The 26,955-nt window shown below is 42.1% G+C and carries 26 protein-coding genes; 16 read left to right on the forward strand and 10 right to left on the reverse strand.

Annotated elements, in window-relative coordinates:
- Window positions 1-560 precede the first annotated feature (560 nt).
- The 4 genes from N483_RS13060 to N483_RS13080 all read right to left on the reverse strand — a co-directional run bounded on the left by N483_RS13060 (window position 561) and on the right by N483_RS13080 (window position 4,236).
- Window positions 561-935 (reverse strand): VOC family protein, encoded by a 375-nt coding sequence (locus N483_RS13060; protein WP_023399211.1) that lies wholly within the window; start codon window positions 933-935, stop codon window positions 561-563.
- A gap of 832 nt (window positions 936-1,767) precedes the next feature.
- Window positions 1,768-2,418, reverse strand: a complete 651-nt coding sequence (locus N483_RS13070; RefSeq protein WP_023399212.1) for a hypothetical protein — start codon at window positions 2,416-2,418, stop codon at window positions 1,768-1,770.
- A 15-nt stretch (window positions 2,419-2,433) separates the two neighbouring features.
- Complete coding sequence (locus N483_RS13075) at window positions 2,434-2,976, reverse strand: hypothetical protein (protein ID WP_023399213.1); 543 nt, start codon at window positions 2,974-2,976, stop codon at window positions 2,434-2,436.
- Window positions 2,977-3,093: 117 nt separating this feature from the next.
- The gene (locus N483_RS13080) at window positions 3,094-4,236 is read right to left on the reverse strand and encodes a hypothetical protein (protein WP_023399214.1); all 1,143 of its coding nucleotides are present in this window, start codon (window positions 4,234-4,236) and stop codon (window positions 3,094-3,096) included.
- Between the two features lie 268 nt (window positions 4,237-4,504).
- Between N483_RS13080 and N483_RS13085 the strand changes: the two genes are divergently transcribed.
- Complete coding sequence (locus tag N483_RS13085; protein ID WP_023399215.1) at window positions 4,505-6,037, forward strand: leucyl aminopeptidase; 1,533 nt, start codon at window positions 4,505-4,507, stop codon at window positions 6,035-6,037.
- A gap of 168 nt (window positions 6,038-6,205) precedes the next feature.
- Here the strand turns inward: N483_RS13085 and N483_RS13090 are convergent, their stop codons facing one another.
- Genes N483_RS13090 through N483_RS13100 form a run of 3 tightly spaced genes read right to left on the reverse strand, consistent with a single transcriptional unit; the run spans window position 6,206 to window position 10,693 of the window.
- Window positions 6,206-8,686: an ABC transporter permease gene (locus N483_RS13090; protein ID WP_023399216.1), complete on the reverse strand. Its 2,481-nt coding sequence runs from the start codon at window positions 8,684-8,686 to the stop codon at window positions 6,206-6,208.
- A gap of 12 nt (window positions 8,687-8,698) precedes the next feature.
- Window positions 8,699-9,430: an ABC transporter ATP-binding protein gene (locus N483_RS13095; RefSeq protein WP_023399217.1), complete on the reverse strand. Its 732-nt coding sequence runs from the start codon at window positions 9,428-9,430 to the stop codon at window positions 8,699-8,701.
- Between the two features lie 9 nt (window positions 9,431-9,439).
- Entirely contained in the window at window positions 9,440-10,693 is a 1,254-nt protein-coding gene (locus N483_RS13100; protein WP_023399218.1) for an efflux RND transporter periplasmic adaptor subunit, read from the reverse strand.
- Window positions 10,694-10,957: 264 nt separating this feature from the next.
- On the opposite strand from N483_RS13100, the gene N483_RS13105 reads away from it, so the two are divergent.
- The 5 genes from N483_RS13105 (at window position 10,958) to N483_RS13125 (ending at window position 16,913) form a co-directional block, all read left to right on the forward strand.
- Window positions 10,958-11,653, forward strand: coding sequence for a response regulator transcription factor (locus N483_RS13105; protein WP_023399219.1), 696 nt, complete (start codon window positions 10,958-10,960; stop codon window positions 11,651-11,653).
- A 9-nt stretch (window positions 11,654-11,662) separates the two neighbouring features.
- Entirely contained in the window at window positions 11,663-13,402 is a 1,740-nt protein-coding gene (locus N483_RS13110; protein ID WP_023399220.1) for a sensor histidine kinase, read from the forward strand.
- A gap of 110 nt (window positions 13,403-13,512) precedes the next feature.
- A complete protein-coding gene (locus tag N483_RS13115) occupies window positions 13,513-15,219 on the forward strand; it encodes an FAD-binding oxidoreductase (RefSeq protein ID WP_080672593.1) in 1,707 nt (568 codons plus the stop codon).
- A 354-nt stretch (window positions 15,220-15,573) separates the two neighbouring features.
- Complete coding sequence (locus tag N483_RS13120) at window positions 15,574-15,927, forward strand: gamma-glutamylcyclotransferase family protein (RefSeq protein ID WP_023399222.1); 354 nt, start codon at window positions 15,574-15,576, stop codon at window positions 15,925-15,927.
- A gap of 29 nt (window positions 15,928-15,956) precedes the next feature.
- On the forward strand, window positions 15,957-16,913 hold the full coding sequence (locus N483_RS13125) for a DUF4350 domain-containing protein (RefSeq protein WP_023399223.1): 957 nt from the start codon (window positions 15,957-15,959) through the stop codon (window positions 16,911-16,913).
- Window positions 16,914-17,200: 287 nt separating this feature from the next.
- Here N483_RS13125 and N483_RS13130 read toward each other — a convergent pair whose 3' ends face one another.
- Window positions 17,201-18,220 (reverse strand): helix-turn-helix domain-containing protein, encoded by a 1,020-nt coding sequence (locus tag N483_RS13130; protein ID WP_023399224.1) that lies wholly within the window; start codon window positions 18,218-18,220, stop codon window positions 17,201-17,203.
- Between the two features lie 191 nt (window positions 18,221-18,411).
- On the opposite strand from N483_RS13130, the gene N483_RS13135 reads away from it, so the two are divergent.
- Together N483_RS13135 and N483_RS13140 are read left to right on the forward strand one after the other, a co-directional pair.
- Window positions 18,412-19,056, forward strand: coding sequence for a carbohydrate-binding protein (locus N483_RS13135; RefSeq protein ID WP_023399225.1), 645 nt, complete (start codon window positions 18,412-18,414; stop codon window positions 19,054-19,056).
- Between the two features lie 125 nt (window positions 19,057-19,181).
- Window positions 19,182-19,688: a cytochrome b/b6 domain-containing protein gene (locus tag N483_RS13140; protein WP_023399226.1), complete on the forward strand. Its 507-nt coding sequence runs from the start codon at window positions 19,182-19,184 to the stop codon at window positions 19,686-19,688.
- 36 nt (window positions 19,689-19,724) lie between these two features.
- Here the strand turns inward: N483_RS13140 and N483_RS13145 are convergent, their stop codons facing one another.
- Window positions 19,725-20,840, reverse strand: a complete 1,116-nt coding sequence (locus N483_RS13145; protein ID WP_023399227.1) for a pyridoxal-phosphate-dependent aminotransferase family protein — start codon at window positions 20,838-20,840, stop codon at window positions 19,725-19,727.
- Window positions 20,841-20,985: 145 nt separating this feature from the next.
- The gene (locus N483_RS13150; RefSeq protein WP_023399228.1) at window positions 20,986-21,843 is read right to left on the reverse strand and encodes a LysR family transcriptional regulator; all 858 of its coding nucleotides are present in this window, start codon (window positions 21,841-21,843) and stop codon (window positions 20,986-20,988) included.
- Window positions 21,844-21,977: 134 nt separating this feature from the next.
- Between N483_RS13150 and N483_RS13155 the strand changes: the two genes are divergently transcribed.
- From N483_RS13155 to N483_RS13190, 8 genes are all read left to right on the forward strand, one after another.
- Window positions 21,978-22,637, forward strand: coding sequence for an FMN-dependent NADH-azoreductase (locus tag N483_RS13155; RefSeq protein WP_023399229.1), 660 nt, complete (start codon window positions 21,978-21,980; stop codon window positions 22,635-22,637).
- Between the two features lie 174 nt (window positions 22,638-22,811).
- Entirely contained in the window at window positions 22,812-23,288 is a 477-nt protein-coding gene (locus N483_RS13160; protein WP_023399230.1) for an ASCH domain-containing protein, read from the forward strand.
- Entirely contained in the window at window positions 23,285-23,965 is a 681-nt protein-coding gene (hxpB, locus tag N483_RS13165) for a hexitol phosphatase HxpB (RefSeq protein ID WP_023399231.1), read from the forward strand. Before N483_RS13160 ends, hxpB begins: the two co-directional genes overlap by 4 nt.
- Before the next feature lie 96 nt (window positions 23,966-24,061).
- Window positions 24,062-24,421, forward strand: a complete 360-nt coding sequence (locus N483_RS13170; protein ID WP_023399232.1) for a response regulator — start codon at window positions 24,062-24,064, stop codon at window positions 24,419-24,421.
- A gap of 102 nt (window positions 24,422-24,523) precedes the next feature.
- Complete coding sequence (locus N483_RS13175) at window positions 24,524-25,471, forward strand: esterase/lipase family protein (RefSeq protein WP_023399233.1); 948 nt, start codon at window positions 24,524-24,526, stop codon at window positions 25,469-25,471.
- Between the two features lie 103 nt (window positions 25,472-25,574).
- On the forward strand, window positions 25,575-25,964 hold the full coding sequence (locus tag N483_RS13180) for a RidA family protein (RefSeq protein WP_023399234.1): 390 nt from the start codon (window positions 25,575-25,577) through the stop codon (window positions 25,962-25,964).
- Between the two features lie 130 nt (window positions 25,965-26,094).
- Complete coding sequence (locus N483_RS13185) at window positions 26,095-26,454, forward strand: RidA family protein (protein ID WP_023399235.1); 360 nt, start codon at window positions 26,095-26,097, stop codon at window positions 26,452-26,454.
- Window positions 26,455-26,490: 36 nt separating this feature from the next.
- Window positions 26,491-26,928, forward strand: a complete 438-nt coding sequence (locus N483_RS13190; RefSeq protein WP_023399236.1) for a GNAT family N-acetyltransferase — start codon at window positions 26,491-26,493, stop codon at window positions 26,926-26,928.
- The last annotated feature ends 27 nt before the right edge of the window (window positions 26,929-26,955 follow it).

The raw sequence follows: 26,955 nt of genomic DNA on the forward strand, positions 1-26,955 counted from the left end.
CACAATGACGGATAGGCAGGGGTGTGTATAGTTAGTTTAAACTTAAACTCGCCACCCTGAGCTTAAACTCGTGATCCTGAATCCAAACCCGTAGCCCTGAACCTAAACTCGTCACCCTGAACTTGTTTCAGGGTCCACAGCATTCATACAAAACATGGATTGCGGGGCAAGCCCACAATGACGGATAGGCAGGTTAGTCTGAATTTAAACTCGTGACCCTGAACCTAAACCCGAGATCCTGAACCTAAACTCGTCACCCTGAACTTGCTTCAGGGTCCACAACATTCATTACTAAACATGGATTGCGGGGCAAGCCCACAATGACGGATAGGCAGGTTAGTCTGAATTTAAACTCGTGACCTTGAGCCTAAACCCGTAGCCCTGAACCTAAACCCGTCACCCTGAACTTGTTTCAGGGTCTACAGCATTCATTACTAAACATGGATTACGGGGCAAGCCCGCAATGACTGAAGTAGCGGGGCAAAGACTGAATAGGGCAAAGACTGTATATGTTTAAGAGTGCCGCATTAAATTGGACACGCGATGCTGTCAAAATACGATCACTGGTCTGTATCAAGTGGTGCTCCGAATCCCAATCTATTTCCACTTGGGTCAAGCACTCTAAAATCTCGAACATTGAAGCTACGATCGGCTATTTCAAGTTCAATATTAGCTCCGTTCATAACACACGACTCATAATATTCTTCTAAGTTTGTTACATGAAAGAAAATAACTGAAATACCCGTAGGGCCCCCTCCTGATGCGTCTAGTTGCAGTTCGAAGCCATCTAGTGCAATACCGGCCCTGACAGCTGGCTCCCCCCAAGTCCATGTTACTTTGAATCCGAGGGCATTTTGAAAATAATCGAGACTTGATTGCAGGTCATTAACTGCCAACACAGGGTTCATCAAGGTTACTTTAGCACTTTGTGTCATAATCCGTGTCCTTCAATAACTAATTGACCCACTTCAGTTCACATAAAGATGAGATGGGAAGGAAAGTTGTAAAGTAAGACTGTCAGGTTTCGAGGAATTCTTCAACTGGAAGAGGTTAAGCAAAGGATACTTTATGCGCATATTCAAGAAAGTGATGGTTTGTCTTACATTGATGATTAGGGCTTAACGGGTGTGCGTTAACTACCCCCAGCAATCTGAAATAAAAAGAGAACTTAGGGCATTACTTGGTAAAGCAACGGTTTTTTTAGAGGAGTCCAAATTTAATAGTGAAGACCATCAACTTGCTTTTTTTTGTCAAAAACTCGAAATTAAATCTAACAATACTTGAGCTAAGAGGTGCGTTAAAGGAGGCCTCTTACTTGCTCGTAAATGCGGGTTTTACCAATCCTGCGCAAGTCGTCTATTGCACCCAAAATGACTTTGATAGTGGCTCATGTTTTGCGCTAAGCTGTTTTGCCTGCGTAGACCCTGTAAAGAGCAACCTGGATCGCTTGGAACTGACTTACTATGTAGGCATGACTCAACAACTGCAAATTTACAATCCTATCGTAAAAAGGGGGAGCAGGGCCCTTGTTCGGCCACTCCAAAAATAACATATTAAGTTCAGCCGCTTCCAAATTCAGTGTTGTTTGGGAGCTATGTAGTATTTCCTTATGATAATTCTGAGCGGTCGCAAAGGCTGGTGAGTGAAGACATTGATGAACGTAAAAAATGAGACTGTATCGATTTACAGCTAAAGGTGAAGGGTTGGCCTTCCCCAAATGAGGTTGAATCGTTTTATTAACAGTCTCGCGGTTTGAAAAGTAGCCTACTAAATTTTTTTAGATTGCCAATTATGCTCGCGCGCTATCGCTTCGAGCTTATCAAGTGGGGTTTTCATTGACCAACACAAGTTTGAAAATGTATGAAGGGCAAATTCATCTCGTGTTATTTTGGTCTTAACCCCTTGCTGTTCTTGGATTTTTATATTAGCTGGATATACAGTAGCAGAGTGCATTAACTCTTCATTTGAGTCGTAGTACTCCATTGTATAAACCCACTCCGGAAGGTAGTCAAAAATTGATTTAAATTGTTCCGTTTTGGCCGCGCTAAAATCGTGACAAACTTCATATATAGATGAGGGACCAAATAGCGTACTCTCTTCAATGAGTGCGTTGAAGAATGGGCGAGCAAATATGTCTTTTCCAAGTAGAGACGCCATGATTAGCTTAGAGGCCTCGTCACCCTCGGGGCTTTTATCTCTTCTAATATCAACCCACTCTATTAGCTCGGTGCCAAGCTCTCTACTTGGGTCCGGTGAGTCAGCCAACTGCATAATGCCCATTTTAAATATATTTTTCTTGAAGTTTTTATAATTGAAAGGTATTTCGTTAGTTCCATATTTGGAGCTTAGCCAGTGTGCAACAACTTCTTCTCCTTCAATGAGCGCTTCAGACCATTTAATTTTTGTACGTGGATCCATCGTTTTCTCCTGTGTCTACTTTTGGTCGATTAAATTAATAAGGTCATTCCATTTTAAGTTGCTGTTTTCAATAGTTTTTCCACTTCTTCTCGTGATGATGTTTACGCCATCCGAAGATAACTTAATATCAGTGCTCCCATTTCTTTCTCCTAAATATTCTTTTTGTATATTGCACTTTTTAAACCCGGATTTTACTAGTGAGTTGTACAACCACATTGGAGGGTTGTTGGTCCTAGTTTTTCCACCTACAAACCAAGCATAAATTGGTTGGTTTTCTTCTTTTGCGATTTTTACAATATTCTTTAACCATTCAACATAAAAGGTGCAATCTGATTCGCTTGGCTTTCCGTCGGTATGATGTAATAGGGTAAATATTTTGTCTTTTGTTGGGGTGTAAGTAATAACTCCAGAGCATACGGTGTAGGCCAAGGATTCAATGCATCCCTGCTTAATTATTGCTGAGTAACCATATTTGGATTTCTGTCCGTTCATTACTACAACTTTGTCTTTTTCAATGGTGATATTTTCGTAGGAAAATTGACGCTCTTCTCTATTCATTAATATGTTTCCAAGTTAGCCCAAAGTAACTTTTACTTTAATGATTGATTGTCTTTTATACTCTTTCAGAGTGTGGGATTAATCGGCGTATTTTATTTTTATTGCCTATAATTTATTTTAACGCGCCGTTTCTGCAGCCACTTCCTTTAACTTATCCAAAATGAATTTTTGATTTCGATTGTCTACAAAGGCAATCTGATTGGAAGTAAATACATTGTGTTTGGTATCCATCGCATACAGCCGCACACGGCCTGTACTGCCCCAAAAGGTGTTTATAAGAGATTGATCTTCTTTGGGAAAAGAATTTAATTCGCCGGAACGAAAATGTAGGATGTTAGTGGAAGATGGTTGTAATTCTGCCTGCTCAGTATACCTTTGCATTTTGAGACGAATATCAACATAGTTATTGTCGCTAATTTGCACACGCATAAGTGCGAGTGGCCTCAAAGACGTGCTAACTCTGCCGGCATTAGAGGCGACAACTTCAACAGTAAAATAGGTGTGGTGGTTTACTTGCTGGGCTTTGAGTTTTTGCAACTGGGTTTCAATATTGCGAATATCATCTCTAAGCCGCTCATGACGAATGCTTGATTCCCCAATAACATCGGTGATGTCTTCTTTTACGTCATTAAGCAAAAATTTCAGTGCAACAAGGTTGATATTGGGCTCTGAATCTTGATTAAAGTCCATTTGTGAGTAGTTTCGTGTGATCGCCAATACTTGGTTTTCAAAATACTCCGCCTCTGCATCATCTATAAAATTACTGAGATCCCAGCTTTTAAGTTCGCTGACGCGAAACTCGATAAGCGGGTAGTTTAGATTTTTGGGATCTAGGTAGGCATCTATTCGTTCAATGCTCTTTTGTAGGTTAGCTTTTGTATTAGCTATGTTTTTTAAATCTTGTTTTGCTTTGTCATATGCTGAAAATAAAGTATCAATGGAGAATTCTGGGTAATCAATTTTGTCACCTCGTTCACCGAGCCTGTTGTATTCATACAATTGGCTTTCAGGAATGTAGGGCTCAAGCAAGGCTAATTCGTCAGTATCGAGAGAGACCTTAAATTGGGTGGATTCGTTTCGATTTATCGATGCAACCTCAATAACAACTTCGGATGTTTCGACAAAATAAATCTGCCATATTGGCACAATAGCTGCGCCAGCGACCCCGAGAATACTTAACATGACAGTTTTTAAATTTTTGCGTAGCTTGCTCTGTAAATGGGTTTTTGGTTCGCAGGTTGAAGAATCATCTTTATCCATTGTGCGGCCTGATCAATTTTTGTTATTAGGCTAAGCGAAAAACAATGACGATACTCGGGCATAACAAGCAAATAGCAAACAACAATCAGACCCCTAATCCATACACGGCATTTTTACTCTTATTCATCGCTTACAAATGGTTACTTGTTGCCATAAAAGGTAAAGTCACGAGTTTTAAACCTTGGCTATACTCTTGGTCTAGCTGAGGTGAAATGTTCTAGAGATGACACTTTTAAGTGTCGCAGATTTTAATAAGCGGATTAATAGCATGATCAGAATCACGGTTGCTTTGTTAGCAATGTTTGTCGCAAGCACAGCACAAGCTTTGCCTAAAATTCAATTTTCCAAGCTCGATATAACGCAAAACAAGCGTCTTATTGTTTTCATTAACGACACAAACTCGCTCAGTGGTTTGGCTGCACAAGTTAACGCACAAACTAATGGGCAATTGAAGGCCGCTATTGATAACGCGGCGTTTAAAAGCAAGTTTGGCAATACACAGACCTTTTATGGGCTAGCGCCATTTGCGCAGGTAACGGTAGTCGGTACTGGGTCTGGTTCATTGACTCAATCTCAGTTGCAAGACTTAGGAGGGTACGCCGCGGCAAGCACTCCTGCAAATAGTAAACACCAATTTACTGTGATGGCTGAATCTTTAAATACATCAGTATCAGTGCCAGCAGCTTGGGTAGCCATGGGAGCGGGCCTTCGTGACTACCACTTCGACAAATATAAAGCTGCGGCAGCTCAATCTCAGCCTCGGGATTTTGTATTTCAAACGGCGAACTACAATGCTGCCTCTAACAAATACCATACTGACTTAAAATACATGGTACAGGGGGTTCATTTAACTCGGGATATGGCTTCTGAGCCGGGTAAATCTCTATACCCGCAAAGCTTTGTTAATCGAGTGAAAGATGCGTTCGATGACATTGATAACGTCGACATAGATGTTTTAAAAGTTAGAGACATGAAAAAACACCAAATGGGAGCCATTTTAGGTGTAGGGCAGGGTTCTATCCACGAGCCTAGAATGTTAGTGATCCAGTATCGCGGTGGTGCTAAAAATGAAGCGCCAATCGCGTTAGTAGGCAAGGGGATCACATTTGATACTGGTGGGATCAGTTTGAAGAAAAACAGCGGCATGTGGCAGATGAAGTCAGATTTATCAGGCGCAGCGGCAGTTGCAGGCACAATGCTTGCTGTTGCAAGCCGCGGCGAAAAGGTTAACTTGGTCGGTGTAATGCCTCTTGCTGAAAATATGCCTGCCGAAGATGCAATTCGCCCTGGAGATGTCTTAAAAACAATGCAAGGCACTACCATCGAAATCATTTCCACTGATGCAGAAGGTCGTTTACTTTTAGCTGACGCAGTGCGATATACACAAGATGAATTTAAACCAAGAATGCTAGTAAATATTGCGACTTTGACAGGCTCGGCTGCGAGAGCGTTAAGCGATGAATATGCTGCGCTTGTCACGCGTGACTGGTCGCTGGCCCAAGATATGATGAAGGTGGGAGAAACCAGTGGTGAAGCTGTTTGGCCGCTCCCGCTACACCCTAACTTTTTTAAACAAATAAAGTCCGATATCGCAGACATTAAAAATTCTGGTGCAGGTAACCCCGGGGCGAGTATTGGCGCCGCTGTTGTTGCGACTTTTGTAGATAAGAATGTGCCTTGGGTACATTTGGATATTGCTGGTGTCGATTGGTTAAACAAGCCAATTGCAGTCGCACCTAGAGGATCACAAGGTTGGGGTGTACGCTTTTTAGACCAATTGGTACGTGAAAACAGTAATTAATCGACTTCTATTGCCTTACATTGAGTATTGATGGCCGATAGGACTGTTGGTATCAATATCAAGCGATAAAGAGCACGGCGGTATGTTAATTAGTATACGTACGTCTCGAAAAAAGCAGCCTTGTTATTAAGGCTGCTTTGACGGACATAAAAACTTTACAGTATTGCTTTAGCTTTGCCTAAGTGCTTCACTGGGTTCTTGTGAAGTTATTTTGCGGCAAGGGATATAGGTAGCGGTTAATACCATTAACGTGATAAATAAAGGAATACCTACAATGCCAAAGGCATAGCTATCGCTGCTGAACAGCATCGATTGTGATAATTGATTCAATACCATCAGTGACATACAAACTCCGCCAATTAACCCGATAACGAGTTGTATTCCTGCCTCTTTCATAAACAGACCTATCACCCGACTATTGTTTGCGCCCAAGGCTCTGCGTGTTGCTATTTCTTGACTTCTGAGCGCAATGCTATTTGAAGAAACTGCAAAGATACCACTGGCTGCCAAAAACAGCGCGACTAACCCGCACCACAAAAATATGCTATTGACTGCGTTGACAAGCTGCATAGGCTGAGCAATAAACTCGTCATAACGCTGGATTTGGTGGAGAGTGACATCAAGGTCCATAGCTGCCACAGTTTCTTTTAGAAGTGCTTGTGCTTGTGTGTGAGACCCGAAATAGTGCACAACTATTTCCATATTCCAAGCGCGTAAATCCATCATGCCGTAGCCTGTATGCCATGCGCTGGTCGCCTGCATTGTTGGCCCATGTATGCTATCGGATACAATACCAATAATCGTACGCCATTCTGTATGCCAATTACCTTCATCTACTGTGCGCACTCGTTGTCCAATAGCATTGCCCTCAGGAAATAGGTCTCGTGCCATTGATTCGTTGATGATGGTTGGAGAGCCGCCATTTTCCAGATCGCGCAGGTCAAAATCGCGCCCTTCAATAATCTTCATACCCACCACCCCCCAAGCATCTCGACTGACAGCTTCAAAGTTCCACATTGGGTTTTCGTTGTAGACTAACGCTTCTCGGCCTTGTATTTCGAAGTGAGAACTCCCACCACCTGTGCCAGGCAGACTGCTAAAATAAGCAACACCTTGGATATTTGGGTGCTTTTCTAGGTTACTTTTTAGTTGGTAGTAAAAGTCATTGCGTTTGTCCCTAGGGTTTCTTGGATAACTGCTGGTTGGCAATAGTATTTGTGCGGAGAGCCGGTTGGAAGTGTCAACGCCATAGTCTGCATTTTGTGAATTGTAGCTGGTAGAGAGTAAAATCGTCGCCACAACAAGTACAACAGAAGATAATGCAATCTCGGTAACGACAAGGAGTTTATTTGCTCGACCAGCCTTTTTTCCTAATGCACCACGTGTACCATCTCGTAAAATGGCATTTACATCGCTATTTAATGCGCGAACAGCTGGGAGAATACCGGTAACTGCGACCATGAAAATAATGGCTACTAATAGCACGAAGAATGCGTCACTGTGTAAATTCAAATGCCACCAAAATGGTTTGTCACCGCTCAGTGCAAAAAGCTGCTCAAACGCAACATTGGTAAGGCGAACGCCAATCATTGCAAGGCCCCAGGCGAGCAAACCGCCGATAGAGCAAATAAACAAGCTTTCCCATAGCATTTGCAGCATCAGCCGCTTTTTGGGGATACCTAATGCAATACGGACCCCAACTTCTTTGATCCTTTCATTGACGCGAGCGAGCAATAAACTTCCAACATTGATGCAGGTTAAAAACAGGATCAGTAAAACGACAATAAGCATGGCGACAAAAATAGTATAGTGTTGAGCAATACTGTCGTTGGTATCTTTATATTTGAATGCTCGGATATAACCGCCAGGTGAGTTTGCACGCCACGTAAATGCCTGAGGTAAAGTTTGAAAATGACGCTGTAACAGGTTTTTGATTTCTAACTGAAGTTGCTCAAGTGAGATGCCGGGCTTTAACCTCGCCACTGCATTCATTGCATCAGTGTGTGCATCTGACGGCGCGGCGGGTGCCAACTGAGTTTCAGACAGGGGTTCCCAAATTTGTGCAATTGCCGGAAATGCAAATCCAGCAGGCATAACACCAACTACACGTTTCGAAATGCCATTTACGCGAATACTGGTATTGATGATATTTGGGTCTTTTGACAAATACTTTGTCCAAATTTCATGACTTATCACAATGACAGGCTCGGTTCCAACAGCTTGATCAGATGGGGTGAAACCACGGCCAAGAATAGGTTGAACCCCAGCCAATTCAAACAAGTTCCATTGGCTATAGCTGGCATGTACTTTTTTTGCACTGATGTTGTTGCCTAAATCACTAATGATGGTGGTACCGGTGCGATATAAGCTCATTTTGTGTAGCAAATTAGAGTAGGCACTGATGAAGTTGAGGTGGTAAGGGTCCGTAAGTTGACCTCGGCCATGTGCGGCTCTGAATTCACCTTCAATGGCAACAAGTGGTGTGGCGCCTTGCATGGTTAAAGGTTTAAATATGAGCTGTGACAGGAGCGAGTAGGTATAGACAGTTAACCCTAATCCGATAGCCACAATCAATATTGAGGTGGCAGAAAAAGCAGGTTTTTTGAGTAATAATCTAAAGGCATATTTTACATCAATCCAATATAACATGAGGATGCCTCCTTATACTGCAATCGGCGTTGTGGGTTTATTGTATTTGTCTGATATTACTTCACCGTCAAATACTTCTATGACTCTTTGGGTGCGCGCTGCATACGCAGGGTCATGAGTAACCATACAAATGGTCGCTCCCTCTGAGTTGAGTTGTTCAAGTAGGGTCATCACTGACTCGGCATTTTTCGAGTCTAGGTTTCCTGTAGGTTCGTCGGCCAAAATTATGGCAGGCTGGCCTGCAATTGCGCGCGCCACAGCAACACGTTGTTGTTGACCTCCTGATAATTGGGAGGGAAAGTGGGTCGCTCTATGTGCCATATCTACCCTTTCTAAAGCTAAGCGGACTAGCTCTTGGCGCTCTGATTTGGATAAATCAGCTCGATACGTTAAAGGGAGCTCTACATTTTCAGCAACAGTTAAATCACTAATTAAATTAAATGACTGGAAAATAAAACCAATCTCTTTATTTCGAATGCGTGCTCTTTCATTTGAATCAATGTCAGATGCATCATGGCCCGCCAATTGATACTGCCCTGAAGTTGGTTTGTCGAGTAGCCCAAGCAGTGAGAGTAGGGTAGATTTACCGCATCCAGAAGGGCCAGTAATCGAAACAAAATCCCCCTGTTCTACAGTAAGGCTAACATTGTTTAAGGCATTAGTTTGTATGTCATCGGTGCAAAATATTTTGCTTAAATTTGTTAATTCAACCAAGGCGTTGAGGTTATTTTTATTGCTTTGCATGTCTGGCTCCTAATTGATGCGAATTTGTTGATGTTGTTGCCATGCTGATGCATCTGACACAATGATGTTTTGCCCTTCGTCTAGGCCTTGCTCAACCTGAATATAGTGTGTGGACATATGGCCAAATTTTACCGACTGAACATTGGCGCTCTTGCCTTCACTGTCGATGCGATATACGTTTGCTTGAGTGAAGCTATTGGCAAACATTGGGCGTTTAACAAATAGGGTATTTGGGATTGTGTGAATGGAGATAATGCCGTCCACCGTAAGTTCGGGGCGCACTTCTTTTGGCAGTTGCCCTTGTAATTCTACATCGATCCGTACAGAGCCATTCATAACAGTAGGGTCGATTCGTTGCACTTTTCCTTGGATCTTGCTGACCCGGGTATCGAGCAATACAGCTTGGCCGACTACCACATCTTTAATTTGTTTTTCGGGGACCATGAGTTCTGCGATGTATAAATCTGAACGGGCCAGCAATGCTAAATTGGTGCCGGCTCCAACCTCTTGGCCTAGCTCCATAGGTACTGCTTGTACTATGCTGTCCATACTGGCTGTGACTTTTAAGCTGGCAACTTGTTGTTCGATACGAGCGACGCTTTTGCGCATCATGTTGAGGCGCGCATTACTGGCATCAATTTGTGCAATAAGGTTTTGCTTGCGCTTATCAAGGCGTTGTTGCTCCAGTTTCCAACGCTGTTGATATTGGGTTACATTCATTTTGACTGCTTCAAAGTCAATTTTAGAAATTGCGTCAAACCCTTTATCTAATAGCTCTTTTTGCGCATTTAATGTCAGCTGACTACGCTCATAATTGAGGTGTTCATTGATCACGGCGATTTCTTGATCAAGTAATTCAGATTCTAAAGACACTCGGCGTGCGCTCATTTCAGATTCAAGAGCCTGTAGCTCCCACCTTGCTTCTACAAGCTGTTGTTCAAGTTCGGGATTACTCAATTCAAAAAGTAGCTCTCCTTTTTTTACCACTGCGCCAGCTTTTTTTAGGATACGGTCCACTCGTCCGGGTACATTGGTTGCTATCCAGCGAATATCTTTGGGGGCCAGTACGCCTGTTCCGCGCACTGTGATGTTTAAATCGCCACGCTCCACCGTGCCAATTAGCAGGCTATTTCTGTCGACTAAATAGGATGCACTGCCAGAGGACAAGAACAGTGCCATACTCACGATAGCAGCAGCACACAAAGTGCCCGCTATCAATACTTTCGAATTCCGTTTTTTTGTCTTTTTTCTCACTATATCCATAATTAACTCAGTGTCTTACCTTTGATGCCTGATATTGTTAAGAGGCTTGCTGATGGCGATAAATATAGCGGGGGAAATAGCGCTGAAATAGGCATAAAAAGTAAACATTGCTGGCAAGAAAGTTTACAAAAGTTTGCATTTATATTTTTGATAAAATTGGTACACTGCCGGTGCAGCGTTGAGTTTAAACGGGTTGTTTAAAACGAAAAATGAGAGACATCCCCATATGCAACATAGAATTTTAAATCAACAAAAGGACATGGTTTGAGTACGAAACCTAAGCTACTTATCGTAGAAGATGAGCCAAGTATATTAAGAGGCTTAACAGACTTATTTGTATTTCATGGATATGAAGTGGCAAGCGCAATAGATGGAAAAGAAGGCTTAGAGATGGGATTAACAGGTGACTATACCTGTATCCTTTTAGATGTCATGCTACCTTCGATGAATGGCTTTGATATTTGCAATGCCCTACGAGCACACTCGCGCACCCAGCCTATTATGATGTTAACGGCCAAAAATACAGAAGCTGACATTATTAACGCACTGACGCTTGGTGCTGACGACTATGTCGCAAAACCGTTTTCAACTTCTGAGTTGGTGTTGAGAGTAAATGCTTTGGTCAGGCGCTCTGGCTGGACTGAGCAAGGAGATATGCTTGAGCTGAGCGCTGAAGTATCAATTTGTTTGCAATCTCTAACCGGAAAATCATATCGACAAGATGTTAAATACACACGCCGAGAGGCCCAAATATTGGCGTATTTGCAGCGTAAGGGCGGACTAGTATCACGTGATGATTTGCTCAAGGATGTTTGGGGATACAAGGAAACACGAGATATAGATACGCGAACGGTTGATATCCATATTGCCAAAATTAGAAAAAAAATAGAGGCTGACCCAAAATCCCCTAAGCATTTGCTCACCCATCGCGGTGAAGGCTACCAATTGTACATATTATAAGAATAAAAAATGATGCTTTTTAAAAATAAACGCTTACTCAACTACGCACAGCGTATCAAGCGTTTACGTATATCGGCAATACTGTTGTTATTGCTTTTGCTCATACCTTTGTCTGTTTTGTTGTATTTCAGTTATCAACAATCTCAACAAAGTCGGTTAGTTGAGTATGAAAAAGAGGCAAGCAATCTTGCAAGGGTCATAAATAGAAAGCTTTTTAGAAAATTGAGTGTCAGTAATCAGCTCCCAGCTGACGCATTCAACTATTACCGCTACATCTACAACCCATTGACCAAGCAAACCCAGCAAATGCTGTCGCCACTGGCAGAGCTGAATGGTGAGCAAACCATACGAGGTTTAGTCGGCTACTTTCAGATAGACAGGGAAGGTAACTTTAACTCACCTATTTGGCCCTATGCTATAACGTCTAATATCGAGGATTCTGGTCAGAAGAATCAAACACTTGAAATGATCACTCGGCGTGAAATTGCTACTTCCGTTTACCAAACGATTTTTGAGTCGAATACGGTCAAACAGATGTTGACCCATGGGGTTAGTGCCAAAAATAGTCAATTTAATATTAGTTTTGATTTGCCAGAGTACCTTATTTTCTATCGTGTAGTGGAGGTGATTGATCAGCCAGTTTTGCAAGGCTACCTAGTCAAGCGAGCGCCTTATTTACACCAGCAGGTCGCAGATGTACTAGAGCTACGAAGTTTTGATATTCCTATGTTGGTTACATTAAAAGAAATCGAAAAATCAGTAGCCGATACTTACTTCCTGTATTCGCCTTCAACCGAGGAGCCGGATATTAGTCAACCACTTGATGTGGATGTGCACTATAAACAACAATTTATATTTGAAACGAATTTACATTGGCCATATCGTAATTACAAGGTAGTCCTGTCGAGTGCGCCGCTACCTATTGCACAATCTATGATATATAGCTTAATTTTCAATGCTGTTATGTGTTTGGCGATTGTGTCTGCATGTTATGGTTTCTATCGCTTTAGTGTTAAGCAGCTGGCGCTAGGAGAGGAAAAGGTCAACTTTATTTCCGCAGTCAGTCACGAACTTAAAACACCATTGACCTCGATAAAAATGTACTCTGAAATGCTCAAATCTGGGATGGTTGCCTCTGAGCAACACAAGGGTGAGTACTATGATTTTATTTGTGATGAAAGTGAACGCCTTGCCCGTCTAATTGACAACATTTTGCAGTTGTCTGCATTTGAGCGTCAACAACAAAAGGTGACACCTGAATATACGCCTTTGACGGTCTTGCAAGATATTATTCGTTCGAAAACGGCTTCGCTCACTGAAAATCATCACTTTGAGCAAGTGCATATAATGGAACTGGCACACTATGAGCGTGCCCAAGCTTATATTGAGGTGGATGCATTTACCCAAATAGTTATCAATATTACTGACAATGCCGTTAAGTTTTTTGAATCAGCAGGCATTGACGATCCATCTCGAAGAAAGATTGAATTTACTTTTCGTAAACACCCTATGCACAAAGGAATGGTGCAATTGGAGATCCGAGATTACGGAAACGGCATCAGCAAAGCGCAAGAGGAAAAAATCTTTGAGTTATTTTATCGAGGAAGCAGTGAGTTAACGCGAAACTCGAAGGGAACCGGTATTGGTTTAGCTTTAGTGCGTGAGCTGGTATTAGCGCAGCAAGGCGAGGTCCAAGTGCAAGCTCGGCATCCTGGACTTGCAATGCTGATCTCATTTCCGATGAAGTAATTACACCACCAAAGCGACCTATTTACCTGAGTTCCTGTAACAGGGTGTAATGGTTTTATATTACACCTCCACCCACAATAAAAACATTGTATGTGTACAAAAAGGAATGTATGACAATGTTTTTAACAGCTAGCCAAAAAGATCGCATCCAAACGATAGTTGGTTGCGATAGGGTATTTTTCCCTTCGAACGATCTAAATAATCAAGAAGACCAATACAATCAATCTCGTAAAGTATTCAATCGAAAGTTTGATTTTGTGCCAAGTGCCGTTGTGCAAGTTACTAATTCATTACAAGTCGCTCATTTGGTTGCCTATTCAGAGCAAGAAGGTATTGAATTTACGGTTAAATCAGGCGGTCATGACCATGAAGGAGAGTGTGTTTCAACCGCTAAAGTATTAATTGATTTTTGTCGTATGAATGAGGTTATCGTATTTGACAATAAAAAGCTTGTTAGCATTCAACCTGGGGCAAAGTTCGAAAAAATTAAAACAGAGTTAGATAATAGCCACTTAGGGATACCGCACGGAACCTGTCATACAGTTGCTATTGCGGGTTATACCATGGGGGGAGGTTGGGGACCTTGGACTCGTAAATATGGAATGGGATGTGAGCGCCTTGTTGGCGCGACTATGGTACTTGGAGATGGGACGATTGCCTTCCTTGGTCAAAGTGCAACCGTCCATCGCGAAAAAATAACTAAAAATGGATTAAAAGTAATATTTAACGACGATTTAAACAGCCCACTACTGCGTGCTCTGAGAGGCGGAGGAGGCCTTAGTTATGGAATTGTCACTGAGTTCATTTTTGAACCATTCGAATTACCTGATATTGCCCAAAGTTTTGTGATTAAAAAGAGCGATATTCCCGCATTTGATAACCTCAAAGCGACAGATGTGATCGCAGCTTGGGAGTCGTTGACCAGTGCTGGGAAAAACCCGAACTTAATTGGCACCAATTTGAAGGTCAATGCAAAAGGGGTTATCTGTGAGTCTGAGATTAGTCCTGATGCGGTATTGGATTGGCAATTGAATGGACATTTTGGCGGTACTTCAGAAGAACTAGAGCGCATGTTGAAGCAGTGGGGAGGTGACGTTATCGGCTTAATTCAGCAAGACCCCTCGCTATCCCATGATGCCAAGAAACAACAAATCGATGACTTAACTAAGGAGTTGACCCAGTTTTATAAAAAGGTGTGTTCTAACAGTGTTCTGTATAGCAGAAGCGCAAATACACCTGGGTATACACTGAGCTTTGAAGCGTGGGATAGAGAATTAAAAGGCATAGAATTAGAAACTGACGAGCCCGCACCACATAAAATTACCTCTCGGATGCCGACTCGGGATTGGGGGCATCAAAGCCGAATTGCTTTGGTTAAGTCACTTCAGTCGACATTACTATACCGTGATAAAGAAGATACCAATATCTCGGCATACATTACACTGGGTGCTATAAGTGGGGAATATTATGATAGTAAACCAGCTGATGTTGCACTGCAAAAAATAAGGTGTTCATTCCCGTATCAAGACCGTCCATTTACAATTCAATACCAAGCTTGGTGGGACCAGCTAGCGAAAGGTCATCCTGTTGAAAAAGAAATCGCGACGCGCTTTTATGAGAATAGAGCACAAGATTGGATAGAGTCATGCCGAAGTTATGACATTCCACAAACCAAAGGTTCTTTTATTAGTTTTAAAGATGCGGCTGTTGAAACCAAGGATTACTTTGGTGACAGTTATAATGAGTTAATCGATACTAAGTGCCGTTATAGCAAAGATGCAAAGTGCCTATTTAGAAGCCGTAAAACAATTATTTAATTCGCCCCAGTGAGCCAAGCAAGTTGCAATAACCCTAGCCTTATTTAACGGTTGGGGTTATTAAAAATTGTTGGGAAAAAACTTTTCAATGGAAATGTTAGCGATATATCACAGAGTTAATGAATTTTTCTGCTGGCGATTTTTTACTCTAAAATGCTCCTTTCAAATATAGCGCTATAAGAATCATAGTGTTCATTGATGCTGGATATAATGAGCTCAGAGTTTACTTACGCAGATGAGCACCGTGGCGGTTATGAGTACTTTTATATCTGTTTATGCATGCTTGATGTTTAGTTTAATCCCATATAAATTCGCTATAGCAGCACATGTTTCCGTTAAGTTATAAGGATAAAAATGGAAAAACTATTTTCATATGGCACATTACAATTAGAACAAGTTCAAATTGAAACATTTGGTCGCATACTCACAGGCCAAAAAGACAAACTGATAGGTTATGTCCTTAGCGAAGTTAAAATTAACGATGCTGAAGTAATAAAAACCAGTGGCAAAGATATACACCCCATTTTGAAATATACCGGGAATGACTCCGATATTGTAGATGGTACTGTTTTTGACATAACACCATCAGAGCTAGCTCAGGCTGATGAGTACGAAGTTGACGAGTATGTGCGTGTAGCGGGCCAGTTTCAATCAGGTCAGCAAGCGTGGGCTTATGTGTGCGGGGCAACAGAGTCTGCAAGAACATAACTTAGAATAGCGTTAAAAGGGGTTATATCTTGGCGTTTATATTAAAGGTTGGATTTGCAAGTTGCCTATTGTGGTTGGTAGGTTGTTCTGATAGTCCACAACACGCTGACCCAAATTTTAAGCCGCAGAACAGCACCCCGCGCTTTGCAGAGCATAACAGTCCAGTTGTGTTTATTGATCAAGCACATCATAACTTTTTAACACTTCATGGGCGTTATAAGCCTTTTGCGCAAGTACTCGAAAGTGACGGGTATACAGTTAAGCCTAATCGCCACACATTGTCCTTAGCAAGCTTGAGTAATATTGATGTTTTAGTGATTGCCAATGCGCTCGATAGAAAGAGAAGTGACTTTCAACCGCCATATGGCCAAGCTTTTACGAATGAAGAAATCACTGATATAAAAACTTGGGTGAGTAAAGGAGGGGCTTTGTTTTTGGTCGCAGATCATGCGCCGTTTCCAAAAGTCATTGAAAACCTTGCAGAGGCATTTGGATTTGAATTCTCAAATGGTCATGTCGGTGACGCTGTTTTTAATAGGCAGCAAGGGACACTGGCTGAGCATCCTATTACCGCAGCGCCGTTGAAGGAGGCGACCAATATTTACGGTGTAGCAATGCATAATGCAATACGTGCTAAGGCGACAGAAAGATATATTGACCAAATACGCTCCTTTGGTGGTTCGGCTTTTAAACCGCCCAGCGGAGCGTTTTCGTTGCTTTCAATGAAAGCGGGGAGCACCGCTATCGTACCAAGCGTGCCATTTGAGGTTAATGCGAATACCAAACGAATTACCATTGATGGCTGGAGCCAAGGTGCTGTGATGGAGCTTGGGCGAGGTCGAGTCGCAGTGTTTGCAGAGGGCATGATGTTTTCATCACAAATAGATACAAGAACTGGTCAAAAGCTTGGACTAACCTCACAAGGTGCTGAACAGAACGAGCGCTTTTTATTGAATGTGGTGGCGTGGTTGGTTAAAGGGCTTTAGTTTGTGGCGTTTGTGTTATTTGGTTGCTGTTTTATCTATTTATTGTTGGGTCACAGCAATTGTGCGCCATTGTAGCGCTCATTTTGTTTTGTAAATGCATAGATGATGAGACCTGACTTTGTATCTGATGAGCCAGGGCTCCAAATGATGAAAGCGTATGATTGCCCGACTAAAAATTTATACTGATAGGGCACTCCCCATGGATCGAGTGGTACAGTACCTAGAATTATTCAGTGTGTGGAATAAGTAATTATCAGGCTAATACGCCATTATCATGCCACAGTTTACTAAGCATACTGGGCTCGCCACTTGGTTGGTGTGGTGCCTATTTGTTTTTTGAACTCAGTATAAAAAGAACTCTTGTTGTTAAAACCGCTATCGAGTGCAATTTGAGTGATATTGTCCCGGGACGTTGTCTGCTTTAAAAGTTGGCAGGCAAAGCTGATACGATATTCATTGAGCAGAGCGTAAAAGCTTTTATTCATGTGCTCATTGAGTAATTCAGAAGTTTGATGTTGGCTGAGTCCCAGCAGCTCAGCCAGATGTTTTAGTGTCAATTGGTTATCTAGGAAAATGTGCTCCTGTTCAAGCAAACGCTTTAGATCATGACGACAGCTTTGAACAAGTGACGGACTAAGCTGAAGTTGTTTTTTTGTCGGTTCAACTTCCTGCACTTGAATGTATTGTGATTGTTGAATGCGATATGCGGCAGCAAATGAGAATATCAGTAGGTAGAAACATACGGTAATGTTTAAACTGAGCCACAAAGGATAAAGCCATATAGAGCCACTTAAATACGCAACGGCGACCCCACCGTTTAGGCTCACCACAAATACCACCCAAGTGAATAGCCACTTATTTTTTTTGAGTAATGTGGCATTTTTTGCTGAACGACTTTGCCACATTGCCGTTACGTAACTGAACATTAGGCCAAAATAAATGGTGTGCATTAACTGTGCTTGGGTGTGAATACCAACCACTTTAACGATAAGGAAAATTGAAAATGGCACACAGTGAAGTAACACGGTAGCAAGCTTTGGTTTGGCGTCGAAGCGGTAAAATAAAAAGCACAAACCGCAAAATAGCAACATACAGTTGTTGGCTATTTGCGATATTAATACCGAGTGGATATTAAATTTGAGTTGAATGTAGCTGGTGAATGGGATCAGCATCAAAACCAAGTTGGCTGATGTTAAAAAGTACATACCCTTATCAAAGCTCTGTTCGTACCTTAGCATCATGCCAACACAAAATAGGGCGATTAAGCACGATACGAGATAAAACTCCTGTTGCAGTTCAAGCCACATAGTTAAAATTATCCTTGGTCAGGTTGTGTCATCAAACATAGCGAGAAGTCAATTTAGCTAAACTGATAACTGTAATCATCTGATACTTATCGATATTAATTCAAAAAACTCCTATTTTATCAAGATGGAATAAATCGCTGGGCAAAGCTTTAAGACTAAAAAGGTGATAAATACAACGACTAGGAGTCATCATGAAATCTCTTCAAGCAAGTTTAATATTAATGGGATCGAGCGTTCTGAGCTTTAACGGCAATGCACAAGTGCTAACTGAGGTGCAGGTCGAGCAAGTAAAGCAAAACGTATTAACTTATATGAGTAGTTGGAATTTACAGAGTGGGGAAGAGCGGGTCAGTAATCTGGAGCGTGCCATTAATCCCGGTTTTCGTTACCAAGATCCAACAACTGCCGGGTTCTTGGTTACCGATGCACAAAATGTCAGTAATTGGATCGGCGGATTTCAAGGGCAAATGCGCGACTTTGGACTCTGGCCTGTGGATGCAACTTTGGTGTCGAATATTGAAGTTCATGGTAGCGTAGACAGTACGCATATAAGATTCAATTGGCATATTTCCGCGTTTGACGGTGCGGTGACCGTGGCTGAAGGTGTGGACTATGGTACTGCATCAAACTTAAAGTTGGACTCAATCACGGGCTTTTTTGGGCCGTTAATACCACTTTGTAAGGCCCCGGATTGGCAATCTGGCAGCACTTATCTAAGAGATGATCAGGTGTCTTTTGAACAGGCGATTTACAAAGCGAGTTGGTGGACTCAAGCATCTCCAGTCCAAGATCCTGATGCGTGGGTTAAGCTAACTGACTGTAGCGAAACCCCCTAACTATTAGCAATCGTCTCAGAGCGGCTGGTTAAGGCTGCTCTTTTTAGTGTTCAGAAATATTTGAAACTTTATATCTTGGCGTTAAGATAAGAATGTATCTTGGTACAGAAATAAAGGAATATTTTATGGACAACAAGCATTATATCGTCGATCGAACCCTCCATTGGTTTGCTGCTTTTTTGATTTTATTTATTTTGATGAATATGAGTGCGCAAATTCATACCATCGACTACCAAATTAAAGGTCAAGAATTACATCGTCAGGAGTCAATTCAAACTCATGCATTGATGGCATTAGGTGTATTTACTTTGGTTTTGACCCGGTTAATTTGGGAAAAGCTATTTAGTGGAAAATTGACAAGACAGCCAATACAGAGCCGTGCGCATGCAATTCTGGTAAAAATAGTACATGGGGGTTTTTATTTAATTTTATCAGGGCTGGTGGTTACCGGAGTCGGTATGGCAATAAATGCTGAAGTAGTTATTTATTTGTTCGGCGTGCAATTCTCAGATGCGGTCAGTCGAGACGGTCATTTTTATGCCAGTATGCTCGATATACATTTAATGTTGATAGACACTTTGTGGTGGGTGATCGCCGCTCATTTTGTAGGGGTTTTGTACGCTCGTCGGTAGCGATTCGAATGGGGTGGAAGACCCACCCCGTGTAATTTAGCTTAATACGTCTTGAAGCGCGGCGATTAACAGTGCAACATTTTGCTCGTTGGCAGTCGTGCCCATTAGGCCGATACGCCATGTTTTGCCTGCAAGCTGGCCCAGTCCAGCGCCAATCTCAAGGTTGTATTTGTTTAGTAAAGCTGTACGCACGTAGTTGTCATCTATTCCGTTAGGGATCAAGACGGAATTCAGTTGTGGTAAACGGTGTGGCTCATCAACTAAAAACTCAATGTTGAGCTTTTCAAGGCCAGCTTTTAGTGCGAGGTGTAAATTGTGGTGCCGCTGCCAAGCATTTTCTAGCCCTTCTTGTTTCAACATGAGTAAGGATTCGTGCAGTGCATACAATGAATTGATAGGGGCCGTGTGGTGGTAGCTACGCTTACCTTCGCCTGACCAGTAGTTCATCACTAAAGATTGATCCAAAAACCAGCTTTGTACTTTGCTTTTGCGTGACTGCAAGACTTCTACTGCTTTGTCACTAAAACTGATGGGTGAGATCCCTGGGACACATGACAAACATTTTTGCGAGCCGGAATATATCGCATCAATTCCCCACTCATCTACTTTTAGTTCGCTGCCGCCGAGAGATGTTACTGCATCAACAATGCTAAGGGCATCATATTTCTTTGCCAATTGGCACAAGGTTTTTGCATCACTGCGTGCACCAGTGGAAGTTTCTGCGTGAATAAATGCCAGTGCTTTTACTGTGGGGTTGGCTTTAAATGCGTCTTCAACTTTGTCAAGCGTCACAGGATCGCCCCATTTATCCTCTATGACAATAGCCTGAGCACCAACTCGTTCTATGTTTTCTTTGAGTCGTGTACCGAACACACCATTAATACACACGATGACTTTGTCGTTGGGCTCAATAAGGTTCACAACACAAGCTTCCATACCCGCCGAACCCGGCGCAGATAACGCAATGGTAAATGCATTTTCTGTGCTAAACGCATATTGTAAAAGTTGCTTAATTTCATCCATCAGGCCGATGAATTGAGGGTCCAAATGCCCTATGGTTGGTCTAGACAGCGCCCCTAAAACACGAGGCGAGACATTAGAAGGCCCTGGTCCCATTAGGATCCGCGGGGTTGGGTTAAATGATTCAAACATAAAAATTCCCGTTTTTAGTGTGTTGGTAATGCACGTTGTTGTGGACTTAACAAAACTGGCCGAAATTTCTGGCTTAATTGTGCGCCCTAGATGCTTTTAAATCCAGTGGTGAGATCAAGACTTGCTATTTCTTTGCCTGATCATTTTACGTATCAAAGAGTTGTGCTCTTAACCAGTTTATAAATATCAATTGTTGCCTGGTGTACTGAGCTTCATTCAAAGGCACATAGTAACCAAGTTGTGTGTCGACAGAGAGGTGCGAGCCGTTAGTTAAAACATTCTTTTCAGTCAGGCTCTTAACAAGGCTGGATGAAGCAAAAACGAGTCCACTACCTGCGATTGCTTCTTGAATGCAATATAATTCCTGATCAAAGTACACAACCTCAAATAAACTTGCATCTAGGCCATTGTGGGCTAACCAAGCTTGCCACGGTGCGGCGGGCAGTTGCGTGTTTTTCCACTTTGGAATAAACATGGTGGTTTTTGTCTGGGCGCTCAATCCTGCAAGACACGTATGATTGCCATAGGCATTAAAATTCTCTAAGCAAAGTAACTGGCTTGGTTTAATTTGGCTTGTATCTCCAAAGCGAATAGCAATCGCTTGTGAGTCATGCACTAGGTGCTCACCAGTTGCGACAGAAACTTCAAGGTTTGGGTATGCTTTATTAAACCCTCGCAATGCGGGGATCAACATTTGGGCGGCAAAGGATGAAGTGGTGTGCACTTGAATGACTTTGCCTTGTTCAACCAGCTGGTGGACTGCACGTTCAATGGTACCAAACCCTGTATGGGTTGCCTGAGCCAACAGAAAACCATTTTTGGTAGGCGTTATTTCACGGGTTTTGCGAATAAACAAATCAATACCGAGACGCATTTCTAAGTTTTTTATATGGTGAGACACCGCTGTTGGCGTGATATTTAGTTCCTGAGCAGCAAGTTTAAAGCTGCTGTGGCGCGCTGCGGCTTCAAAGACTCGCAATGCTTGCATGGATACATTCAACATGGCTACTTCCTCAATAAGGTTTGTGTAATTATACATGAGTAAAACTTGCTTATAAGAAAGTTCTTTTCATTTGTCGTGGAGCCCCATAAATCACACAATGTTCGCCAATGAAACACACAAAAAAGGCGACCTACATGTTTAAACTACTTCATATAGATTCAAGTATTAGAAAACGTCAAAACAGCAACCCTCAGCATGACTCAATTTCAAAAAGACTCGCTTATAGCTTTGTTGAAGAGATGAAGAATAACTCATCTGTGTCTCAATATGTATACAGAGATGTAGGTATGACTCCACCACCGTTTACCGATCAAGAGTGGTTAGGCGCAGTGTTTACTCCCATAAACAAAAGAAGTGCACAGCAATGCCAAAAGCTCGCCATTTCAGACTCCTTGATTGCTGAAGTGAAAGAAGCGGATATTATCGTGATTTCAACGCCTATGTATAACTACGGCATGCCCGCGCAGCTTAAAGCTTGGTTTGATCAAATTGTGAGGATCAATGAAACATTTAGTTTTGACCTCGCTCGGGGGGATTTCCCACTTGAGCCCATACTGTCAGGGAAAACATTAGTGCTTATCACATCATGTGGTGAGTTTGGCTTTGAAATCGGGGGAGTGAGAGAGCATATGAATCACTTGGCGCCTCATATTAAGACCCTGTCTAAGTATATTGGCTGCGAACGGATATATGAAATCGCATCTGAGTATCAAGAGTTTGCAGATCTACGTCATCAAAGTTCGCTAGAAGCTGCGTTTGTAGAAACGCGAAAACTTGCCAAGCGTCTTATTTAATAACACTTTCCTAGCCATAAACGTGTCACTCACAATTATGGCTTTTTCCATTTTAGTTCGCGCCATCATTATCTTTTTCTATCCATTTTTACTTTGCTATTTATTATCGTCAGCAGTGTCTTTATTATCTTATTGTTGTTTCAATATTAATTAAGCCAAAAGGAGTGTTATTTGGTGCGACCAGCTAACCACCCATCCGTTATTGAACTCAGTAAAGCCTATTTCGAGCAGCAAAATCAGCCTTGTGAAGCACTACCGAGCTGGCACTTTTGTGATAACGAAACTGATGCTAACGACTGCCTCAATCTAGTGCTCTCAGGAGAGAAAAAAGCAACGTCTCCATCTCTTTGGTGGCATAAAGCCAAAGATATCGCATTGCCGCAAGTAGGTGATTTAAATATTGTCACGGACTGGCATGGCCTTGCTCACTGTATTGTCAAAACAACCAAAGTAAGCGTAGTCCCTTTTAACCAGATTGATGATGCTTATGCCGCTTTAGAAGGGGAGGGAGATAAGTCTTTGGCTTATTGGCGGCAGGTTCACTGGTCGTATTATCAAAGAGAGTTGGCCGGTACAAAGTATGCGCCGTGTCAAGATATGCCTATCGTATGCGAAGTGTTTGAAGTCGTTTTTACTAGGGAGGATAAATGATTGACGCTGTGATATTTGATATGGACGGGACTTTAATTGATTCTGAGCCAATGTGGCAGGAGGCGGAAAAACAGGTTTTTGGCAGTCTTGGCGTCGATGTGCGCGATGAGCTAGCGGCTAGAACTGCGTCCATGACAACCATACAAGCTGCTGAATTTTGGTATCAACATGCTCCTTGGGAAGGGCCGAGTACGTCACAAGTCGCTGATCAAGTCGTTTTACGTGTCGCTGAATTAATTGTTCTTCAAGGAGAAGCTTTGGCTGGTGTCCATCATGCTTTGTCGTTGCTGCAAGAGAAACAACTTAAGATAGGTTTAGCTACTAACGCACCCGTTGCGCTGATCCCCGTGGTGTTCGACAAGCTGGATATAGGTCATTATTTTACGACTTATTGTTCATCGGATAATGAAGTGGCAGGCAAACCTTCTCCAGATGTTTATTTGACAGCAGCGAAGCAAATGGGCGTTTTACCTGAACGGTGTTTAGCTGTTGAAGACTCCGTGACAGGCATGAAAGCAGCGCAAGCGGCAAATATGCGCACGCTTGTGGTACCACAAAAGTCACAGTTCAATAATGTCAAATTTGATAAGGCCGATATGAAACTTGAAAGCTTGCTCGCGTTAACTGAGTCGCACTTAGCATTAAACGAGTATGCACGCTCGGCCAATAAGCGTTAAAACACAGCAAAATAAGTTGCTTAACTTTGCGTTTATTGCAAGCAGTGACTAGCATCTAGCTTGGTAAGCAAATAAATAACAGCGAAAAGGAAGGCAATGAAGATTTTAGTTGTAGATGATACGTACTTTATGAGGGAGCTCATCTGTGAAAGTTTGCAAGAACAAGGTTTTAACGAGCTGACACAGGCGAGCAATGGCGAAGAGGCGCTGAATGCTTTATCAGATAAACACTACGACCTCATCGTTACCGATTGGAACATGCCGAAAATAAATGGCGTTGAACTGATTAAAAAGATGAAGCGCAACCCGGCGCTTCGCCATACTAAAATTATTATGTTAACAGGTGACACAACCCCTGAAAAAATCTTAGAAATGAAAGAGCTAGGTGTTAATGGCTACATTTCTAAACCTTTCACTCCAGAGTTGCTTACAGATTTAGTTTTAAAGTTATCTTAGATTTATCAGATGCTTACTTATCTTAATTGACAAACTTTTTTTAACTTGTTCTCTCATGCCTTATTCTATTTAATAGAAATGCGGTTACTTAAAGGAGATGAGATGCAAGATATAGAAATAAAACAACAGCAGATCCTAACAATGCTCGAAAAAGGGGTCTTTGAACAAGATTTTGAACGTATTGCAGAAGATACCCTAATTGAAAACCTAAACAGCCCGTCTGAAGACTTACGATTACTTAGCCTACATCTAATTGATGATTATTTAAGCCGTGCTAGTGACAGTGCTAGAGCGCAAATAAAGGTGGAAAATTTATATTGGTTAACTGCTAACGAGCATACGCGTGCGAATGAGGCGCTTGGTCAGTTAGTTGCGGCAGAAAAGTTGAACTTAGGCCATAAGTTAGCTGTTTCAGAAACGACTGGCAAGTCAGCTCTTCCACTCGTGTTTAGTATGGCAAATCGTCAGCGTAAAAAGGCGATTTTAATTCATGGTACTTGGGCAAATGGTAATGCTTGGTATCAAAAAGGTGGGGATTTTTACAATTACCTGACCAACAACCATTTTGATGTCATGCCTTTTCATTGGAGCGGGGCGAATCAGCATGCAGACAGAGTAATGGCGGCGGTGCATTTGCGTGATTTGATAGAAAAGAGCGGAAATAACCACGCATTTACAAAAGACGCTGCTGGCTTTTACGATGTTGAAATTTATGCCCATAGTCATGGTGGCAACGTCGCACTAACAGCATTGCGATTAGGGTTAAAGGTATCGAAAGTTGTTTTAATGGGCACGCCGGTTAGATATCAGTACATGCCGTTATTACGCAATGTATCAAATGGGGTGTTTAACGTGTTTTCATTAGGGGATAAAGTCCAAATTGCTGGCGCGTTAGGAAGTAAACGCGGTGGCCGTGCAATTAGTGACAGTGAAAAAGGGGTTAACTACCTAGCAGAAGAGAATCAATCAAACCGAGCGCCAGGGCACTCAGAGCTCCATGATAGCGGTGTGTGGGGGAAAAACAGCTTAGGCGATATTATGCATCAATAAAGGCGGTAATTTACTACCTAATATACCTTTAAACACTTGAAAAAAAGCTAAAAGGTAGCGACTATAAGCGCACTTTTTCTACTAACCTGAAATGGAAATTATCATGACAAAAGTATTGCACACAGAATCTGCACCAGCGGCAATTGGCCCTTATGTCCAAGGTGTTGACTTAGGAAACATGGTACTGACTTCTGGTCAGATCCCTGTTAACCCTGTCACAGGAGAGGTTCCAGAAGCCATTGCTGATCAAGCAAAACAATCACTTGAGAACGTGAAAGCAGTTGTTGAGTCTTCAGGTCTAACCGTTGCTGATATTGTAAAATTGACTGTATTTGTAAAAGACCTGAATGACTTTGGTACTGTAAATGAAGTTTATGGCCAATTTTTCGACGAGCATAAAGTAGCACATTACCCGGCGCGTTCTTGTGTAGAAGTTGCGCGTTTGCCAAAAGATGTCAACATTGAAATTGAAGCGATTGCGGTCCGTAAATAACGAGACAGTAAAGAGATAATAAAGGAGCTTAAGCTCCTTTTCATTGAGCATATTTCAAATTCTACAAACGCAAAAGTATTACTCAATTACGCATAACCCCTTTACCTATCAATGATCAAGGAGTAGTACGATGATTGAAAGAAAGCGAGGCCTATATGAAGGCCGTAATAAATCATCAGCCTATAAAGAATTAGTGTGGACTGTCGCAACGTCATTTGATACTCAAACAGACTTGGCACAGCAAACAAAGCACACGCTAAATACAATCCAAAAAAACCTCAATGAGCTTGGTTCAGATAAGACCCGCATAGTTTCCGCACAAGTATATATTGCAAACATGGCAGACAAGCCAATAATGGATGAAGTTTGGAAAGAGTGGCTTGGCCCAAACCCTGACCATTGGCCCCAGCGAGCTTGCCTAGGTGTTGATCTTGAAGGTGATGTGTTGATTGAGGTGACTGTAACCGCAGTTCGTTGCAATTCAGTTTAAAATATATTCGTCAATAACCTAAAAACGGTAACCCTTATGATTGAGCTGGTGGTTTCTGAAGCCGAACACATTGAAAAATTTATAGATATGGAGCAAGAAAGTGACACGGAACACTTTATCATTCCATATACAAGGTCACAGCATTTAGCACAGATGGACCAAGCGAACACACTGTACTTGTCTATTTTTTGTAAAGGTAGGTTGTCCGGTTTTTTTATCTTGGTCAAACAGCATGGTGGAGATGTGGAGTTTCGACGTGTAGTCATAGCAAAAAAACACCGAGGGATCGGCCAGCTCGCGATTAAGGAGATGGCCCTTTATTGTAAAGTGCACTTAGGAGCTAAGAGAATATGGCTAGATGTGTTTGCGACTAACTCACGGGGTATACACGTATATCGTAAACTTGGTTACCGTCAATTTGGTGTGTCGCAATACCAAGGTCAGCAACTCATTTTAATGGAAAAACAGATTTGAAGTTGGCACTATATGAGATTGTTTGGC

Origin of the sequence: Pseudoalteromonas luteoviolacea NCIMB 1944 (assembly GCF_001625565.1) — a bacterium.
Taxonomy (GTDB): domain Bacteria; phylum Pseudomonadota; class Gammaproteobacteria; order Enterobacterales; family Alteromonadaceae; genus Pseudoalteromonas; species Pseudoalteromonas luteoviolacea_F.